General features: G+C 47.4%; 12 protein-coding genes. 2 read left to right on the forward strand and 10 right to left on the reverse strand.

The window, feature by feature from the left end; translation table 11 throughout:
- The first annotated feature begins 234 nt into the window (after positions 1-234).
- Positions 235-1,104 carry a CAP domain-containing protein gene (locus tag MUG84_RS18285; RefSeq protein ID WP_244727381.1) on the forward strand — a complete coding sequence of 290 codons (870 nt, stop codon included), beginning with the start codon at positions 235-237 and terminating at the stop codon, positions 1,102-1,104.
- 178 nt (positions 1,105-1,282) lie between these two features.
- Here the strand turns inward: MUG84_RS18285 and MUG84_RS18290 are convergent, their stop codons facing one another.
- The 6 genes from MUG84_RS18290 to MUG84_RS18315 form a co-directional block, all read right to left on the reverse strand.
- Positions 1,283-1,738, reverse strand: a complete 456-nt coding sequence (locus MUG84_RS18290; protein ID WP_244727383.1) for a GNAT family N-acetyltransferase — start codon at positions 1,736-1,738, stop codon at positions 1,283-1,285.
- 185 nt (positions 1,739-1,923) lie between these two features.
- Positions 1,924-3,063 (reverse strand): toxic anion resistance protein, encoded by a 1,140-nt coding sequence (locus MUG84_RS18295; RefSeq protein ID WP_244727385.1) that lies wholly within the window; start codon positions 3,061-3,063, stop codon positions 1,924-1,926.
- 43 nt (positions 3,064-3,106) lie between these two features.
- Entirely contained in the window at positions 3,107-4,795 is a 1,689-nt protein-coding gene (locus MUG84_RS18300) for a vWA domain-containing protein (RefSeq protein ID WP_244727387.1), read from the reverse strand.
- Between the two features lie 12 nt (positions 4,796-4,807).
- A complete protein-coding gene (locus MUG84_RS18305) occupies positions 4,808-5,545 on the reverse strand; it encodes a hypothetical protein (protein WP_244727390.1) in 738 nt (245 codons plus the stop codon).
- Positions 5,546-6,268: 723 nt separating this feature from the next.
- Positions 6,269-8,005, reverse strand: coding sequence for an ABC transporter ATP-binding protein (locus tag MUG84_RS18310; RefSeq protein ID WP_244727392.1), 1,737 nt, complete (start codon positions 8,003-8,005; stop codon positions 6,269-6,271).
- Positions 8,006-8,232: 227 nt separating this feature from the next.
- Positions 8,233-8,763 carry a hypothetical protein gene (locus tag MUG84_RS18315; RefSeq protein ID WP_244727394.1) on the reverse strand — a complete coding sequence of 177 codons (531 nt, stop codon included), beginning with the start codon at positions 8,761-8,763 and terminating at the stop codon, positions 8,233-8,235.
- A 183-nt stretch (positions 8,764-8,946) separates the two neighbouring features.
- Here MUG84_RS18315 and MUG84_RS18320 point away from each other — a divergent pair, with 183 nt between their 5' ends.
- Entirely contained in the window at positions 8,947-10,449 is a 1,503-nt protein-coding gene (locus MUG84_RS18320; RefSeq protein WP_244727396.1) for a stalk domain-containing protein, read from the forward strand.
- A 300-nt stretch (positions 10,450-10,749) separates the two neighbouring features.
- Here the strand turns inward: MUG84_RS18320 and MUG84_RS18325 are convergent, their stop codons facing one another.
- The 4 genes from MUG84_RS18325 to MUG84_RS18340 all read right to left on the reverse strand — a co-directional run bounded on the left by MUG84_RS18325 (position 10,750) and on the right by MUG84_RS18340 (position 18,876).
- Positions 10,750-15,138: a fibronectin type III domain-containing protein gene (locus MUG84_RS18325; RefSeq protein ID WP_244727398.1), complete on the reverse strand. Its 4,389-nt coding sequence runs from the start codon at positions 15,136-15,138 to the stop codon at positions 10,750-10,752.
- 250 nt (positions 15,139-15,388) lie between these two features.
- Positions 15,389-16,963 (reverse strand): extracellular solute-binding protein, encoded by a 1,575-nt coding sequence (locus MUG84_RS18330; protein ID WP_244727400.1) that lies wholly within the window; start codon positions 16,961-16,963, stop codon positions 15,389-15,391.
- A gap of 57 nt (positions 16,964-17,020) precedes the next feature.
- Positions 17,021-17,950 (reverse strand): carbohydrate ABC transporter permease, encoded by a 930-nt coding sequence (locus tag MUG84_RS18335; protein ID WP_244727402.1) that lies wholly within the window; start codon positions 17,948-17,950, stop codon positions 17,021-17,023.
- A gap of 20 nt (positions 17,951-17,970) precedes the next feature.
- Complete coding sequence (locus tag MUG84_RS18340) at positions 17,971-18,876, reverse strand: ABC transporter permease (RefSeq protein WP_244727606.1); 906 nt, start codon at positions 18,874-18,876, stop codon at positions 17,971-17,973.
- Positions 18,877-19,055: the final 179 nt, after the last annotated feature.

Raw genomic sequence — 19,055 nt, forward strand, 5'->3', positions numbered from 1 at the left:
CGTACACCCCTATAACAAATTGTTACAAGTAAGATATCACGTATTTATCGTTATAGTGTAACTGGTATAAGCTATATCCAGTTATAGCCTTAGGCTATAGCAGACATGCAAAACACTGAAACATATGCCAGCTGACACGCTGCCGGAACTTTGTCATGAGGAATAAATCCAGGCCAAACAGTAAACCTTAATAGCGGTAATGCACAAAATTTAATGGACTAAGGAGATTTGTTGATGATAAAGTATATCGTGCCCGCCGTCTTCATTTTGGTTGCAGGCTGTACATCCAATAACAATGTGACCCCAAAGCAAGTAACTCAAACACCAATAACACAACAGCAAGTAAATCCCAATCCAGTCCAAATAACGTCCCAAACACGAAAAGCTGGACCGTTATATACCTCCACTCAAGCATCCTCCACTGCAACATCTTGGACGAATGCTAAAGTATCAGCAAAAGGAACACAAAACGGGATTCCTCCAGAATTGCTTAATTTGCTTCAACCGCCAGGTACCAATCAATCAGCAGGACAAGCACCAGCATCGCCGAACACTGGAAATAAGACGTACCCGGGATATAGTAATGGAAATGGTTATGGAAATGGAACCACCACAACTACTCCTGGACAGGGACAAACAACAACACCAGGACAAACAGCACCTGGACAAGCAACACCAGGTCAAACTACGCCTGGAAAAACAACATCTGGACAAACACCAGGAGCCCAAAAGGATTCATCCCAATACGCCCAGCAGGTACTGGATCTGGTCAACCAGGAAAGATCCAAAGCAGGATTAAGCTCTTTGAGTATGAATGATCAGTTGGCAAAAATGGCTATGGCAAAAGCAGAGGACATGTACAATAACAATTACTTTGACCACAACTCACCAACGTATGGATCACCCTTCGATATGATGAAGCAATACGGAATCACGTATAACACCGCTGGTGAAAATATCGCCAAAGGCCAGACCAGCCCTTCGCAGGTCATGAAAGATTGGATGAACAGTCCAGGTCATAAAGCCAATATCCTGAATAATAGCTACAAGAATATTGGTATAGCTTTTTATAATAATGAATGGGTTCAGGAATTTACGGGTTAACCCTGTGAATATGAAAAAGCTTAAGCCTTGTTTCATGACAAAGCTTAAGCTTTTTTGCATCCCCTTGATTCTCCCCTTTTGACTCATGGGCTTAAATCAGCCGCGATTGCGCTGCGATGCAGGAATCGTATAACCCGTTGGATATGAAAGGCTGATGTATTAACGGGCCAGAAGATATTTATAATTCCATGGTCATAAATACACTATTGGGATCCTCGACGTAATTCGAAAAAGGCTGGCAGTATTGAAAACCGAAGCTAGCATACAGTCTTCTGGCTGGCGCGAAAGCTTCCATGGAACCCGTCTCCAGGCTAAGTCGCTGGTATCCACGCTGTTTGGCTTCATCAATAATGTGTGCAAGAATTCTCCGGGCAACACCTCTTCTTAGGTGTGAGGATGAAGTACGCATCGATTTAATCTCCCCATGCTGTTCATCCAGTTCTTTCAGCGCACCACAGCCGGTCAATTCTCCCTGCTCCCATGCGCTCCAAAATGTCACGTCCTTACTTCGAAGTCCATCCAAATTCAGAGCATGCGTACTTTCAGGAGGAGAAAGCTCAGACATATTTTGAAGATGCTGTCCTACTAACTCAGCCACTTCCGGCCCGGTTAGATCGTCAATCTTAATATCCATTTGAATCACTCCTTCATGGCTGTGCAGAGAATAGTAAAGCGACTAGAGTTGTATAATCAACTTATCATAAAAAGAAGGTCCCGTCCTCACACGGCCTGTGAAGTCAAGAAAAACAAATAGCCCTCCACATGTGGAAGGGCCATGGTAATAAACATGCGCACAAGAATATGAGGTGATGATTCCTTTTATAAGCCTAATTTATGGCCTCTTTCCAGACGCTGAATCTGTTTTTCCCCACTGTCAGCCATTTCGCGGAATTGATTGATTGTATCACGCATTTTAGGCAGGGCTTCCTGCTTGTAGGTGCTGATCGAATCTAGCGCGGACAACACATCGGCAAAAGCCTGTTTCAAGGTATCTACCGAAATGCTGGCTTCAAGCGCCTGCTTTTGGATTTCAGCCCCTTGATTTTTCAGCATTCTGGATGTGCTCGAGATCAGTTCATTCGTGGTTTGATTTAAGAGCTCGATCTTCTTTAATACGATTTTTTGATTATAGAGGGCGCTCGCTACCGTAACGGAAATCTTCAGTGCGGAAACAGTAACGTTCTTGGCCCGATCTACGCCGCGGATCAGTTCCTTGTTGTTGCGGATAACCACTTCGATGGCCATGATCCCCTGCTGGTTGACGACCAGCATCTGCTGCAGGTCCATTACCCGCTGACGCAGCGGAAACAGCACTTCTTCAGTAATAAAACGGATTTTGTCGGGATCTTCATTACGCACTTTTGCCGCTTCGACCTGCGATTCGATCGATTCGTCCATAAGTCCACCGAGCTGAATTTCCTTTTGAAGCTTTTTGGTTAAATCCCGAAGCGTCTGCTGTTCGATTTCAAGCGTAGTGTTATCGTTCTTCAGGGTCTGCTTCCCTTTATCCAAAGAAACTACGATATCCGCAATAACGCTATCCGCCTTTTCAAACCGAAGGAAGTAGGCACGCAGCGGATTAAACAGCTTGCCGAGAAGGCCTGTTTTGGCAAAGTCGATTACGCTTGGGTCCAAGTCTTTCAGCTGTGTATGCAGCTCAACCAGACCTTTAGCAACATCCCCTCCCTCATCACCGGTTTTGGATAGTTTACCTACGGATACCTGCAACAAGGCATTTTTATCCGAAGACATTTTCATGGTGTTTAAACCGAAGGTATCGATGGACTGCAGAATTTCTTTCCGTTTATCCAGTGACTCGATATCCAGCTCCATAATGGCTGCCACGTTGGAATTTGCCAGCTCCTGGAGTTTTGCTACTTCCTCCGGCACAGGTTTTACCTCTTCTTCAATTGCTGCCTTAATCTCTTCCGGGTTTACTACTTCCATCGAAAACGACATATAAATCCCCCTTTGATTAGTTTAAGAATATTCGCAGTTTTGCTTACATTTGCACGTTGAACAGGTTGCCAATTTTGTAGACCACATCATCCGTATCCGCGTTAATGCTGGCAGCTTCATTAATGCTGGAAATGTTCTGAAGCGCCTTAATGTTCGCGTTGTACCCGATTGTATAAATCGGAATTTTGTATGCTTCAATCAGGCTCTTGATATCTTTGAGCGTATGCCCCTCATTCGTCTCCCCGTCGCTCAGAACGAAGATTAACGGCTTACTCGAAGGATTGACGGCCAGTTCATCCTGAAGCATTTTGATTGCCACCACGATTCCATCGAACGTAGCCGTCCCCCCGCCTGGCTGCAGACCTTCAACTGCTCCGACGAACATGGATTGCTGATTCGTATCATATTTTGCAATCGGCAAATTAATGGTGACATCACTTGAATAGGAGACCAGACCAATGCTGTTGTCTCTGCCTAAAAACTTCTGTCCCTTGAGCAAGGACTCTTTCAAGCGGTTCAAAGGTTCGCCCGCCATGCTGCCTGATACATCCGTCACGAATACAGCTGCAATCGATTTATTCCCGTTTTTCTTTTCCTTCCACAGCTTTTGCGCAGCAATCAGAAGATTCCCATCAACTGGAGCGAGCTCCGATTTGTAATCTTCAAGGCTGTTAAAGCCTTTATCCTTCGCAGCGGATTGATATTTGTCCTGAGAGACAAAATCCGCGAACTTGGTGATAATGTCACGCTTGTTCTGGGGCAGATCGCCAATGGCGTACAATGGACTGTCATGTCTAACCCCAAAAGGAGTAAACACATATCCACCCTTAAGTTCTGCCGCATTGACGAATGTTTGATATTCCAAAACGAACCCGTCAAGCGCTCCCGACTTGGCTGCATCCCGCATCTGGATGGTAGTCGACGCCGTGAATGGCACGTTCGCCTGGAATTTCTCAAAGCCCTGTACGGCTTTGTCTCCCAAGATATTTGAGCTATCGAATGTGCTCAGAGCGGTGACGAGGAAATTGAGGCCGGTAGAGCTGGCAAAAGGATCGGTATATCCCATCGAAAATTCGTTGTTCGCGATCGCCTCGGTCACGGTTTTGACATTTACGGCTCCGTACTTGCTTACAATGGCATCGTATTTAGACTTGGATAACACGATTCCAGGTACATTTCCGACGAGACGTTTGGATACCAGCTGTGTTTTGACACCGCTTGCCTTAACCATTTCACCCCATAATTCATTGGAAGGAGTAAATGCGTCGGGTATGTATTTTTTCGATTTAATGTAATCCACGCCTGTACCCGAAGCAATATTACGGATCTTGACGGATGCCGGTTTGCCGTTGACGATGATGTTGGCCTTATTGAACTCGGTCGCCACCTCCGTCAACCAGCCGTCTACGCCTGTTCCTGCTTTCTCCGGAGACGAGAATATTTCCACAAAATTATCCGTCGTGTTATTTACCGTCATTGGGAACTTGGATATATCCGGAAGCGATTCCCCTACATCTGCCGGATCAAGGTCAATTTGACCCTTAACGGGTGTATCGGTAGTTACTGAAATATTGGAGTACAGTTTGCCCAGCCGTTTGGCAGCATCTTGAGCAGTCACCTGCATTTTTGTTTTTCCTAAATTTGAAGTCAAGTTTACCCCCACATACACAAGGACAAATACGATGACCAAAATAATTCCGGATACTAGGAAAAATTTATTCTTCTTTGCCATTCACTGCACCTCTCACTGTTTATAATATTTGGTCTGCTTAATCAAAGAGTCGATCTCCTGCATACATGGCATATTGTCGATATCTCCAGGCTCCAAGCTGTCCAGACGAGAGATTTCCACCAGCAGTTTATCCAGCTTCAGCAGAATCTCTTCGTTGGTGCTTAAGGAATTTCGCATGAAAGAGATGAACTCGTTGTACACATTCGTCTTTTCCTGAAGCAGCTCACGGGAGAATTTGCCCGGCTTCTGGTTCATCACAATCAGAAACTCCGACTCGTCAAATATACTCAGCCTGTTCAGGATGCTTTTGATGTTCAGATAAAACAGCTTTTCAACCTCATACGTAACGGATTCAAACTTCTTATAGCTTAACTCCGCAGGATCAAATCTTTGATTCAGGACATTCAGCAGGGTGCCCCTTTTCTTTTTCATACGTTCCAGCTGCTCCAAAGCAAGATTGATGTCTTCCTCGAGCGATTTTACGTGTTTGTATTGATTCAACCCCTCTACATAATCTTCATGCGTCTTGATCTCTTTTACAGGCAGAACCACAGGAGGCTTAAACAATAGTACGTAACTCCCATACAGCAAAACGATCGCGCTCGCGACCAGTAATGTAACCCCAAACGCCGTGGAGAGAGCGCTTCCCCCGATCTCAACTCCAAGAAATCCGGGCGAGAGCACTAAGACGTTTAATACCAGAATCCCTATAACAAGTCCTGCAAATTTTATGTATTTGATTGGGTTCAATATCTTTTCCTCCTCTTGCCCCATCAAGAATATCTGGATGGTAATGAAGTGACGCCAAGGCCTAATTCATGCGCTTTCTCCGTGTTATCGGCAACCCGCGATGATCATGCCGCTTCGGTCAAGGAAGCAGTCATTCTGGTGACTCATGATTTGTTGTCATATGTAAAAGAATCACGTTTGAACCTATCCTTAAGGCTGCTGTTATCGTTGCTTTATACCTACGTTCTATTTCCGGATCGGTTCCGTCCGGTACGACAAAAATGGCCTGATGTGCTTCCCCTCCTGTGCTGGTATTCCTTCAATCCTCTTAATGCACTGTAAGCATTACATACTAATAATCATCTTTTCCTGATTTGTATGTAATGACCGCAGCATGAAAATTGTACCATAAGTTGCAGTCCGCCGGGACCATAAAAGTTTAAAAAGTTCCGTATTATTCTTGAGGCTTATATGGCCTGACGCTAAAGGTTTGAGCCGAATCTGTAAGAAGTTGCATGAATCATGATATGCAAAAGTCCGCGCTTTTTTTTCCGCCTTCCGTATGGGTATAAAGATTCATTCCAGCCGTAAGAAAAACGTCTATCGACGTACTTTCACAGAAGACAGACCGCTTTTGGATGTAGTTTTTCTTGCGATTATAGAATGGTTCAGCTTCGCTGAGATTTAAATTCTATAATCTTAAAAAACAAACCCGCCATGCATGATGGCGGGTTCTTTCAAATATTATGATTTCAAATGCATGTTGTACAGATTCGCGTATGTTCCATTTAAGGCGATAAGCTCTTCATGGGTTCCCTGCTCATCGATCCCATTCTCGTTCAGCACGACGATCCGCTGCGCGTTTCGAACCGTAGACAAACGGTGGGCTATCACCAGGGTAGTACGGTTATCGGATAACCTTTCGAGCGAATTTTGAACGGCCTTTTCGCTCTCATTGTCCAAAGCGCTTGTCGCTTCATCAAATATTAGGATCGGCGGATTTTTCAGGAAAACGCGCGCAATACTAAGCCTCTGCTTCTGACCGCCAGAGAGTTTAACGCCTCTTTGACCGATATCCGTGTCATATCCATCCGGAAGTTTCATAATGAAATCATGGGCATTCGCCTTTTTCGCCGCTTCCACGATCTCCTCCTTGCTTGCGTCCATTTTACCGTAACGGATGTTATCCGAAACCGTACCGGCAAATAAATAGACGTCCTGCTGAACAATGCCGATGTTTTTTCTTAGCGAACGAAGGCGAATGTCTCTGATATCCCGATCATCCAGAAGTATTTGCCCCTCATTCAACTCATAGAAGCGCGGAATCAAAGAACAGAGAGTGGACTTGCCGGCACCGGATGCTCCCACGATCGCAACATATTCCCCGACATCGATCTGCAGAGATACGTCCGTCAGGACATTTTGGTGCTCTTCAATATACTTGAAGCTTGCATGCACGAATTCCAATTTTCCCCGCACTTGTTCCAGTTCTATCGCGTTGGGGGAGTCTTGGATATCAGGCTCGATCTCCATAATCTCCATAAACCGGTCAAAACCCGTTATTCCTTCCTGATACAGCCTCGCGAAGTTCACCAATCTCTGAATGGGCTCGATTATGATGCCAATACATAAGAAAAAGGTCAGCAAATCGGCGAGCTCAAGTGAAGTATTCAGAATAGCAGCTCCGCCAAAAATGATAACGGCCACAGTTATCAACTGCGTGAACGCGATCAGTCCTTCGTAAAAGTATGTTTCACTTTTATAGCCATCTCTTCGGCTGTCAACAAAACGGTTGTTTTCGTAATCAAATTTTTGCTGCTCAATCTCTTCGTTTGTAAATGATTTCACAACACGGATACCCGAGAGGGAATCTTCAACCTGCGCATTGATGTCACCGATCCGATCCTTGCTTCTTCTTAAAGCTACATTCATTTTTTTATTGAAATAAAACGCGTAAACCGCCATTACCGGTAAAAAGAGAAAGACAATAAAGGTAAGCTTAACATCGATATAAGCCAAAATGATGAAAGCGCCCGTAAACTTGAGCAGTGAAATGACGATATCTTCAGGACCGTGATGGTAAAGTTCAGTTAGTGATAAGATGTCATTGGTGGTGCGGGTCATGAGTTGCCCTATTTTTTGTTCATCATAAAAACGGAACGATAGTTTCTGCAGATGATCAAACAGCTCTTTTCGCATGTCACTTTCCATCATGGCCCCCATCATATGACCCTTATAGGAAATAAACATGTTGCAAAATGTATGGACGATGATGAGGCCGATCATGACGGCACCAATCGTGTACATTTGAACCAATGTATTGGGCGTATTCTCTTGTAGAATCTGAACGGTAATATAGCGAATGCACATTGGAAGGATTAATGTAATGAGCGAAACGATCAACGCACAGACCATGTCGGCACATAATAATCCCAGATGAGGTTTGTAATACGATAACAATTTCTTGGTTCGTGAATTCAAATCTATCTCTCCTCCATGATTTGGAGGGTCAGATCATGATCGCCCTCCAAAGATGATTTATGTTCGCGATCATTGTATTTTTCATTAAAAACACCCTTCCCATTGGAATGTAGACATACAGTTCAATCATATTCCGATCTTCCTCGGTTGAATCAATAAGATATATTTATAATTAAAAAATATCAAAGGCCGCCGGATTGCCGGCAGCCTTTGGTCAACCGCAGTGATCATGGTTTTTCAATTTCTTCCCATTTCTTCGTAAACACGTCAAGTTTGATATACACTCGCTTGTGGTCTTTTAGAACATCTCCATAAACGTAGCCATCCCCATATCCTCCCGATACCCATAGTTCACGGTCGGGAACCATTCCGGTATGAGCAATAGCGGCGTTAGCAAGCTTTAAAATCTCTTTCCAATAGGTCGTACCATTCCAAATATCTTTGAAATTAGGTGATTCCTTGATGTACAGATTGGTCTCGGGTCCACCGGAGGTCTCATCGTAGACGGTTCCCGTCTTAGCGTTCACAGCATAGGTTCTGCCATTGGCTTCAGGGTCCGCTGGCCTGGACGTGAATAAGTAGGTATCCCCTTTCCGCGTAACGTCCCATCCGTTTACATCCATCTTTAGAGCCATCAATCGTGTCACTTCCTGCTCGCCCATAGGCATCACGTGCGGAGAAGGATTCCAACCTGACATACAGCAAAGCATAAGAATGGAAATGAATATGCTGTTCAAGAGCGCACCCCGTTTCATCATTCTGAAGTGAGCCTTCAGAAGTTACTACAGTTTAAGACGGAGTCCAGTGAAGAATGTTGTGTAATAACGTAAAAAACCGGGAAACGATTAGACGTTCCCGGCTTTGTGGAATTAGAGTCGCGCAACTTTTTCCCCTTTGTTCGCGTCATTAGATTCAATAAAACATGTCTCTGGAGGAATATTATGAAGAAATCTCTTTGCATGCCAGCACTCCATAAGCAGCTTGCAGTTATGGCTATTGCGGGTCTAGCCATTTCCCCTCAAGCTTCGGCTCTGACTGCTGCAAGCCCGGTTGCCGCTGTCCCATCATCCTTCCTTTCCGATTCTTCAGCTACTTCGATCCATATTCCTGTTACCCAAAGTACGGCCTTTAGTCAGGTAACAGCCGGCAATTACTATTCGGTCGGACTGCGAGCAGATGGTTCCGTTTGGACTTGGGGCCGAAATTTATATGGTGAACTGGGCATCACGGATACGACCGCAACTTCAAATATGATCGCACCTGTCCGATTAAGCACGCTTTCAGAAATGACTTCAATTGCTTCCAACGGCAACGGATATCAGCTTGGGGTTAGGAAAGACGGCAGTGTATGGGAATGGGGGAATCGTTATAGTACAGACAGAGAATCACAGCCGCCAAGGCAGTTGCCACAAATTTCAGATGTCTCCCAAGTCTCAACGTTGAATGAGATTAGTTTTGCGCTCACGAAGGATGGAACCGTAAAGGCATGGATGAGGGATCATGAAACCGGAGAATCCAGCAGGCCCGTCCAAGTCGAGGGACTCCGTAAAATTGTCCAATTGGATGCTGCGGCTGGAAAGGGATATGCTCTTGATTCGTCCGGATCTGTCTGGATCTTCTCGGCGGAGCTGAAGGACAAGCAGCTCAATCTCTCGTCTCCTTCACAGATATATGGATTACCGCCATTAAAGCAAATTTACGTGTACAATTCCACTGAGGCTTACGGAGTCGACGCCGCTGGATCTGCTTGGAAATGGTCTATCACGAACGCATCGTCCGTGATCAAACTGTCTGGAAAAGCTTCGAAGATCTATCCTCAGCTCAAGGTAAAAAGCATACAGGCTGCAAATGGATATGCTGTTCTGCTAACCCGCCAAGGAGAAGTGTGGACTTACGGCAAAAAGCCAGCAGGCAAAGAAGGAAAAGTGAAAGAACTTAGTGGCATTGTTTCCATCTCCGCCGGTGACACTCACTGTCTGGCGATCGACTCCAAAGGACAGGTATGGGGCTGGGGAGCCAATCAGTGGAATGAAATCGGGGTACCGAGGAATTCCGGGGATGGAATGGAGTATGTACCAGTACGCATCCAGACTCCAATTACGGTAGTCATCAATGGTAAACTGCTCCCTGCTTCTTTTCCAGCCATGATGAACAACAATCTGATCAGTGTTCCGTTGAAAAGTGTCGTGAAAGAGCTGGGCGCATCGCTTGACATTTCTCCTGTCACGAACGGCAGCGTATATACGATGAAGCACCAACAAAATACAGTCACTTTTCAAATAGGATCAACGGAAGCCGAATTGAACGGGCAAAAGCTGGCTTTGTCCAGCCCAGCCTATCTGATCACAGGTGCAACGATGATCCCCGCTTCCCTGTTGAAGCAAATGGGCATCCAGGTTGTTTGGGATTCCAAGCTCTCCACTCTCAGTATTAGCAGCTCTTAATACGCAAATGAACAAAAGAAGCGTATTCTGATTTCAGAATGCGCTTCTTCTTTTGAGCTTTGACAATGGTTCTCACTACCTGAACGACTCGGTTTATGTTAAGGCCGCAGTTATAGTTTCCTTCATTCCAGAATCTCTAATCTGATCTGCGATGGCTTTCCATCTGGATTCGTGACTTTCATGAGTAAGCTTAGGTACAAAGCCAGAAATCATCCGTATTCAAAAGCGCCTTGTCTCTTCCTTCTTTCCGCATTTGCAGCAGAGCTGCATGAGTTACCCGGTAAAAGTCGCAGCAGTCGTTTATTTGATCGGTCTAACCGACACTTGATCAATTTCCACGGTGTTAGCTGCTCCGGTACTCTTTAAGGCGAACCCGATTCCGCCTGAAGAGAGTGACGAGTCGCTGAATGCACCCACTACCGTTCCGTCAATGGACAGCTTGATATCGTTCCCGTTAACTTCCACTTGGTACGCATGCCAATCCGCCAGAGAGAATCCCGGCAGGAATGAACTGATATTAATGGCGGAACCAACTTGGACATTCGCTGCCGAATCAGCGTACTTCCACAGCTCCACCGCATTGGAATTTTTAAATTCCAAGAAGTAATAGCTCGTGCCCGAGGAGTACCGGAACATCGCCCGGAAACGGTCTCCCTTTGCATGAAAGTCCAGACTGTAATTCTGGGTACTGTATGGAAGCAGATTCGGCTTGACCACCACTCGTTGAGGGTAGGTCAGCGTCGTCGTTCCCATCAGCTCCGCTGAAGTTTCGCTCCCCTGGATTTGCCATGCCGTGCTGCCGAACAAGTCCCAGTTGGAGAGCCCGCCGTCAAATTTATCCTCGAATAAGGGCTTCACCGGGGGTACCGTTACAGCCCCTTCGCTAATCAGCCCCACATCGTCGAACCAAGCGGTACCCGCTCCGTTCAATTCAAGATCAATCCTGATCTTGGCCGCATCCGCAGGAGTAACGGCGTTCACCGTCAACTGCGTCCAACCATTCGTTCCTCTTACTTCGTTCGAGAAGGAAGCATTTCCTGTCACGGTCCCATCGCTCCTGTAACAGGTAATGACAGCGCGTGCTCCATCAGTCGCATTGACATCGCTGGTCTTAACCCAAGCTTTGAACGTATACGAAGCCGAAGAATCGATAGCGATCATATTGGTGTCGGACAGGCTCCATCCGCCCTTATCCTCTGAAGCGGCATTGACGATCTTGGCAGAACGGCTGCCTGTTCTTGCCAAATCAGAGTCCCAGGTAACGGAGGGATTACCTTCCGTGGACACTTCCGTCCAAAAGTCAGGAGTTCCGGTTCCATCCTCAAAACTGGCGTTAGGCACGGACACGGGTTCTCCCGTAGGGGTAATCGTCCAATCTGCGAAATTGTAAACCAGCTTCTCACCACCTTCGGTTGCCGTGAACACGTCGGAGTTAGGTTCCTGCTGCAGCCAAGGCGTGTCGAAGAGCTTAAATGAATTATAATCAATCGCCTTATTGTTGATCTTGTGTGTATTGTTGTAGGGTCCTTCGGCCGAATCGAAAGTGATATCCATCGTATCTCCACTTAAGCTTTGATAGATGAGACGTGGATTGGTATCGTTGATATGGCTGCTGTCTACCGATGTCTTGGCAAGAATGGCGCTCTTGAAACTGGCGAAATCCGCATATTCTGCCCGATCCGCCGTTTCCAGCACCCAGCCGTTCGTGTCGGCCTGGCTGCGGAGAATGTTGTAGCTGTATAGCAGCTGCGCTGTAGGATGCAGCTGCGTCGTCGTCTTGACCTTGTTTGACGGATCGGTTGACGTCTGGTAATACCAGGAAGTCGGCTTGACGAACTTGAAGGCGAAATACATTGTCCCCGCATTGCTGAACACCCATCCGGATTGCTCTTCTCTGCTGAGAATCGAGCCCGTGTCCGGGAACATGGCGTTGATATAGTTGGTCGTTGGGCTGTTCAGCAGTTTGAATACCCCGACCGCCGCCTTGCCATCCTGCATGATTCGGTGACTGGAAGGCTGGTCGTAATTTCCTATAGGAGCGGTGCCCTGATCGGTAGATAATCTAAACAAAGGATTCGCGGAATCGGATTGCCAGCGAAGAACAACGGGAAGATCCTCGATCCAGTTATCGACCCTGCTGTACTGCACCTCGGTTGCCAGGCCCCATGTCGGCTTTACATACGCCTGACGATAAATTTTCATCCCCCGCCCACTCGAATTTTGTAGATTGGACTTGCGTGACTCATATTCCTTAGAAGCGGTTTGCCCGATTCGAACCGCCATCTCGGGCGGCTCGTAGTCCATCCCTCTATAGAGGACTAGGCCCAGATATTCCAGGTACGGCCGGTAAAGCGATGGCGCCGAGCTGTCTGATTCGCCTACCGTTTGTTGTGCGCGATGCGATCCGAAATAAGACCACGCGAGCGCCGTATGGTCCGCCCCTCTCCAGGTAGGGTCGCTGGCCGAGACCGAGTCTCCTTTCGCTCTGCTCACAGAGGAGATGGTGTATCCGTCAATCCAGTCATTTGCCCATTCGAACCACATGACGTCCATCGCCATTTTGGCTTCCTGCTTCAAGTCAGGCTCATCGGTATATTGATAGATGGCGTTCAGGCACAAATAGGTCATAAATGTGTATTCCGGACTTTCGTACTCCGCCCACCCCTTGTGGACGCCGGCATGAATCATGTCTTCAATGTTCGTTTTATTCATGCTTTTCAGCTTGGCTCCCGAATTGCCGTTCAGGTCTACGAGGTCAGGAAAATACTGCCCGACCAGATATCCGGTTGCATAATTGCTCATCCGTAAATTTTCCGTTTGGGGCAGAGCAGCGTAAGCGTATGACGCAAAGTATTGTTTGACATGCTCCATCATGGCGCTGCTGAATTGATCTCCGGCCATCAGGTAGGCGTACATCTTGGCCATCGTCTTGTATTGCTCCCAATCATAGGTTTGAAATAGCGCGTCCAGCTTCTTCAGGTTGCCTGCGACATTCTGGCCATCCAGAATTTGAGCGACATATTCCGCAGTATTGATAGGTCCGCTCTCTTCCTGCATCGTCTTGGTTTTGTTCCACAGCCATTGTTTCCGGCTCTCGATTGTTCCCGGAAAAGGCGCATAGGTGCTCTCCACCGGCGGCGCTTCGCCGATGCTCACCTGTCCGAAAACGGCAGCAGCCAATCTGCTATTGGTATGGCTGGTAACCGCCAGCCCGATGTAGACGGTATCCGCCATGCTGATGGTTTCCCGCTTGATCATAATCCAGTTCGTCCCGTCGCTTGAATCGTATGCGCTGATCCCGCTCTGATCCCGCACAAGCTTCAACCAATATGGAGCCGTCGTCGTTGTTCCCGTCGTCAGGGTCGACGCTCCGGCAGACTGCTGGCGTGATTGGTAGATCGAGCCATGCGAAGGCGTAAGTGCCATGAACGCATATGGCGATTGCTTCGTCATGTCGCTGCGGATCATCAATCCCGCTTTCGTCCACTCGGCAGAATTCTGAACGCTGTCAACACGCGCTATGATCTGTCCATTCCCCGTCCACGGCCGATAGACATAATGGAACGCGTCCTCAGTTCCCCAAATGTCGCTGCCGGAGCCCTTCACCTCGTACGAGTTCGTATCGGAATCGTAACTCGCGCTGCCCGCAATCGTCACGCTGCCGATGTCCCGATCGCCAAAAGGCGCGGGAAGTCCACCTGCCGATGCGTCCGTCGTCACCGTTACTTCATTGCTGGGATCCGATACATTCCCCGCGCCATCCTTCGCTTTTACGGTATAACGGTACTCCGAGTTCGGCGATAATCCGCCGTCTTCAAGCGTTGTCACGAGTCCGCTTACGGATTGGGTCAGTACGCCATTTCTGTAAATGTCATATCCTTTCACACTCACATTATCCTGCGAAGCCGTCCAGCTTAAGGACGCGCTTGTGTCGGTCTTGCTCACGACGATCAGGTTTGATGGCGCCGTTGGCGCTTCGTCGTCCTGTACGGTACCCACCTCGTAGACCGCCAGATCGTCAATGACGTAGGCTTCGTCCGTCCCACCGGTGTCGACCCTAACAGAGAAGCCCAGCTCTACAGTCGAGATATTGCGCTGCCCGCCGTTGGGAGTCACCGTAAACCGGTAACTCGGAATGTCGCTGTCGGTCACCGTCTGAAGCGCCGCGGAAGAGGTATTCAGATAAGCTGCTGTCCCGGTAATGCTCGTGGCGCTCACCGGGAACCGTGGGATGAGATTATTATCGAAGTTGCCGAATTGAATCTGGGCATAGATGTCTTTGGCTACAGGCTTGTCGCTTACAGCGCTGCGATGGAGCTTATACTCGAGTATAAAATCCACCGGAGGGCTTCCGATCGGCAAATTATAAACTTCATTAATGCGATTCTTCAAGGTTCCGGAAGAGGTCCGGTAATAGAAGTAGCTCGACAGATTCGAGCCAAACGAGGCGTCGCGAAGCTCGAGCGCGTTGTTGCCATCCACCTGAACGATCTGCTGCGAGCCTCCTGATGCTGCATTGGAAAGCGTCAACGGACTGGATCCTCCGTTAAAGTGCACATCCATGTCTGCCGCCAATAAGTTGACCATCGAAGGCTCCAGGACCGCTTCCTCCGCATTGGCATGCATAATGGGTACATAACCGAGGACAAGCGTTAGAGCCAGCAACCAGCTTACGATTTTTTTGTTCATGAACTGGATCAACCTCCATCGTTAGATAAGAACTGCTTCTTGGCGTTCGCGAAATTTGCCGATATAGTCAGCTCTTCTTCCCTACCCATGTATAAAAGTTGATCACCCCCTTCCAGTCCCTGAAGTAGCCTTCACGTCCCCATCCGGCAATTCAATGCTGTAGCTCATTCTGTTCTGCAGTCAAAAAACGGGTACCCGGGCCATATGCCGAATACCCGCCGATGATCGACTGGACCGATGGGATCTCGCCTTATTTGCTCGCTAGAAACGCATCGATTTGCTTTTGAAGCTCAATCTGAATTTTTTTGGCGTTGGCTTCGCCCTCTTTTTTGAATTTCGCCCACGTCTCGTTCGGATCGGCCGCGCCGTCGAATAATGCGCTATAATATTTATCCTCAGTTGCGTTGTACAAGGATATCTCATTGATTACCGGGCTCGGATCGAACGAGAAGCCCGTCAAGATGCTGGTGGTTAGATTATTCGCATCCTTATTGAATTTATAGTGCTTAATCGTCTCTTCGTCGAAGCCGGCATTTAGACGGTCCATCGTAGGATTCCAGATCCAAGCATAAGGGAAGTAAGAGTAATTCGTGCCGATTTGCTTATATTGATCGTCTCCGACCGCTTCGTAATGCGTTCCTTCGATCCCATATGCGAGCAGGTCATAGTTTTCCTTCTGAGCCGTCCAATTCAGGAACATCATGGCGCGCTCTTTGTTTTTGCTGACCTTCGGAATGGCCTGGAAGTTCGCCTGCTTAAAATTGGTGATGTTCTTGCCCTTCTCCGTTTGGATGAAGGTAACCGCTTCCAATTCTGCGCCCGGAACGTTCTGGGCAACGGCAGCGCTCATGCTGGACGGAACGCCGAATTCGTTGTAGACGGCAACGGCGATTTTCCCGGAATTAATGACGGAATCAATGTCCTTCAGGGCGAGAATATCGGGATGAATCAGGCCATCGGTATACAGCTTTCTGGCATCTTCAATCCAGGACCAGACTCTTGGCTCCATCTCGTCGAACAGGTTATAGACCTTTCCGTCATTATTTTTGTAGTATAGAACCAGGCTTTGCCCCAAAGCGTCTGATCTTAGAATCTGTGGATCGTACTCCATGAAGGCTCTGAAAGCGCCCCACGAGACGTCTTTCTGTCCGGCTTGGCCGTAAGCGAGCAGCGGAATAACATCCTTCTCATTCTCCTTCACTTTGTAAGCGAATTTAATCAAATCGTCATAGGTTTGAATCGGAGGAAGGCCATACTTCTCCCTCAAATCCTTGCGGACCAAATACGTTCTTCCTGCCAAATGCGTGTTGCCAAGAGGAAGAGCGTAGATTTTGCCTTGAAATTTGTTGGCGTTAAACATTTGCTCGGATCTCACTTTAACGGCATCCTGACCGTACTTGCTCAGCAAATCTTCCAGCGGCTCGTAATAACCGGCGCTGATCATTTGTTCCATGTGCAGCCACGGTGCATCAAAGATCAGATCAACATCTTCACCGGATGCAAGCATGACCTGAGTCTTCTGGGCCAGATCTGACCAAGGTACGAATACGAGATTGAGCTTCACATTAATCGTGTCTGCCATCCGTTTCTCAGCTTCTTTGATGATGAGATCCATGTCGGCCGGCCTATCGCCCGGAAGTATAATCTTAAGCGTAACCGGATCCAGCTTGGTCGTTGCTGCTCCCGCAGATGGCGCCGTGCCGCCCTTTGAAGAAGAATCGCCGGCAGCATTACCAGTATCGTTGGAACTTGCGCTGCACCCGACTAACGTCGCCATCATAAGCGACAGGACCAGCATCATCGACCATCTTTTTCTTATTTTCATACTGTGACCTCCTAATGTGGTTGGTTCTATTCTCAACCGGATGTGTCCGGGTTAAGACTAGCCTTTCAGGGCGCCAATGGTAATTCCCTTGACAAAATACCTTTGAATGAATGGGTACAAAAAGAAAATCGGACCAATCGTTACGCATACCGTTGCCAATTGCACGCTATAAGTTGGGAGCGGCTGGGTATATGTGGTTTGACTTCCGCCGACATAGGCGCCGATATTAATGTTGGAGATCAACTGGCGAATCATCATCTGCAGCGGATGAAGCTTATAATCGTCGATGAACATGAGCGCCAGAAAGAAATCATTCCAATATTGCAGCGCATAGAATAAGCCTACTGTCGCGATGACCGGCTTGGAGATTGGCATGATGATCTTGAAGAAGATTTTCAGATCGTTGGCACCGTCGATTGTTGCCGCTTCATTAATCTCATAGGGCAGCGTTCTGAAGAAAGAAACCATAATGAAGGCAAAGAACGGATTCAACATGTAAGGAAGGATAAGCGCCCAGAGCGAATCCTTGAGGTGAAGCCAATTGGCGATAAGAATATAGAACCCGACCAAACCCGCTCCGAAGATCATCGTAAAATAGGTTAAAAAGGACAATACATTGCGGTACTTCACCTTGGGATGGGACAGCACGTAGGCGTACATAGCGGTAATCAGCACCGCGAGTACGGTACCTATGATCGTAACGGTCATGGATACGGCATAACTGCTGGCAATCTGCCTGCCATTCATTAGATATTGATAAGCGTCCAAGGAAAAATTCTGCGGAATCAGTTGATATCCGCTCCGCTTGATGGAAGATTCCGCGGCGAACGAATTAATGAACACGAGCCAGAAAGGAATAAAACAGATCAAGGCGAACGCGCCGCTAAACGCGTAGATAAAGAAAAGAAAAATCTTCTCGGATAGCGAGCGGTCTGTCTTTACCTTTATCGCTTTAACAGATTTGACCTGACGAATCGAACTTTCCATGTTGAGCCTCCCGAGTTCTTTTAGAATAAACTGGAATCCTTGTCGATTTTCTTGGCGATGGCATTAAAGATCAAGATCGTCACAAGCCCCATGACGGATTGATAGAGAATAACCGCGGAAGATTTGCTGAAATCGCCTAACTGCCGAAGCGCCCTGTAAGAGTAGGTGTCGATGACATCAGTGGTTGGATACAAAGGAGCGGTGTCTCCGACAATCCCGTATATCATTCCGAAATCTCCATAGAAAATCCGTCCAACCCCAAGCAAAGCCAGCACGATGAGAACGTTGCGAATTAATGGGATGGTAATATGAATGATTTGCTGAAACCGGGTGGCCCCGTCTATCTTGGCACTCTCGTAATATTCTCCGGAAATCCCCGTAATCGCGGCCAGAAAGATGATGGAGTAATAACCTGCGAATTTCCATACGTAAATGACCGTCAGAATGGCCGGCCAGACTTCGGGCATCAGGTACCAATTTTTCGGATCCAACCCATTGGCGGCCAATGTCCGGTTCAGAATGCCGTCCGTCGTGTTCAGAAAAGCAAACACCATCATGCTGACGACCAGCCATGAAATAAAGTACGGCATAAAGATAAACGACTGTGCGATCTTCTTGAAGACCACTTTTTGAATTTCATTCAGGAGGATCGCGAGCAGCAGGGCCATGCCCAGGCCGCAGACGATGAATAATCCATTGAGGAAGATCGTATTAAACGTAACCTTATACCAGTCGCTGCCCATAAAGAAGAACTTGAAATTATCGAAACCGACCCATTCACTCCCCCATATACCATCTGACAAACGATACCTTTTGAATGCGATCAAATGCCCAGCCATAGGCAAATAGGCGAATATTAGCAAAAACAGCAATCCCGGCAAAGATAGTACATATAAGTATTTGTTCTTGACGATTTCTCTGACCATTCCCACCTTGTGTCCGTCTCCTCTCCGCATAAGCGATTGTTTTTTCTACGACCAAGCTTAAAATTCCTGCGGGTGGTCTGTATAGTTCTAATAACGGAAGTAACGGCTTAAACCCCCTAAAAATCAAGGTTCTCAATTCGGAGATCGGGTTCGCAAAACGGAAAAACACCGTATATGAG

The sequence above is a fragment of the Paenibacillus mangrovi genome (genome assembly GCF_022898935.1).
Classification (GTDB): domain Bacteria; phylum Bacillota; class Bacilli; order Paenibacillales; family Paenibacillaceae; genus Paenibacillus_AQ; species Paenibacillus_AQ mangrovi.

Coding starts and splice junctions, on each gene's coding strand:
- MUG84_RS18285 (WP_244727381.1), top strand. CDS start 235: ATGATAAAGTATATCGTGCCCGCCGTCTTCATTTTGGTTGCAGGCTGT.
- MUG84_RS18290 (WP_244727383.1), bottom strand. CDS start 1,738: ATGGATATTAAGATTGACGATCTAACCGGGCCGGAAGTGGCTGAGTTA.
- MUG84_RS18295 (WP_244727385.1), bottom strand. CDS start 3,063: ATGTCGTTTTCGATGGAAGTAGTAAACCCGGAAGAGATTAAGGCAGCA.
- MUG84_RS18300 (WP_244727387.1), bottom strand. CDS start 4,795: ATGGCAAAGAAGAATAAATTTTTCCTAGTATCCGGAATTATTTTGGTC.
- MUG84_RS18315 (WP_244727394.1), bottom strand. CDS start 8,763: ATGATGAAACGGGGTGCGCTCTTGAACAGCATATTCATTTCCATTCTT.
- MUG84_RS18320 (WP_244727396.1), top strand. CDS start 8,947: ATGAAGAAATCTCTTTGCATGCCAGCACTCCATAAGCAGCTTGCAGTT.
- MUG84_RS18325 (WP_244727398.1), bottom strand. CDS start 15,138: ATGAACAAAAAAATCGTAAGCTGGTTGCTGGCTCTAACGCTTGTCCTC.
- MUG84_RS18330 (WP_244727400.1), bottom strand. CDS start 16,963: ATGAAAATAAGAAAAAGATGGTCGATGATGCTGGTCCTGTCGCTTATG.
- MUG84_RS18335 (WP_244727402.1), bottom strand. CDS start 17,950: ATGGAAAGTTCGATTCGTCAGGTCAAATCTGTTAAAGCGATAAAGGTA.
- MUG84_RS18340 (WP_244727606.1), bottom strand. CDS start 18,876: ATGGTCAGAGAAATCGTCAAGAACAAATACTTATATGTACTATCTTTG.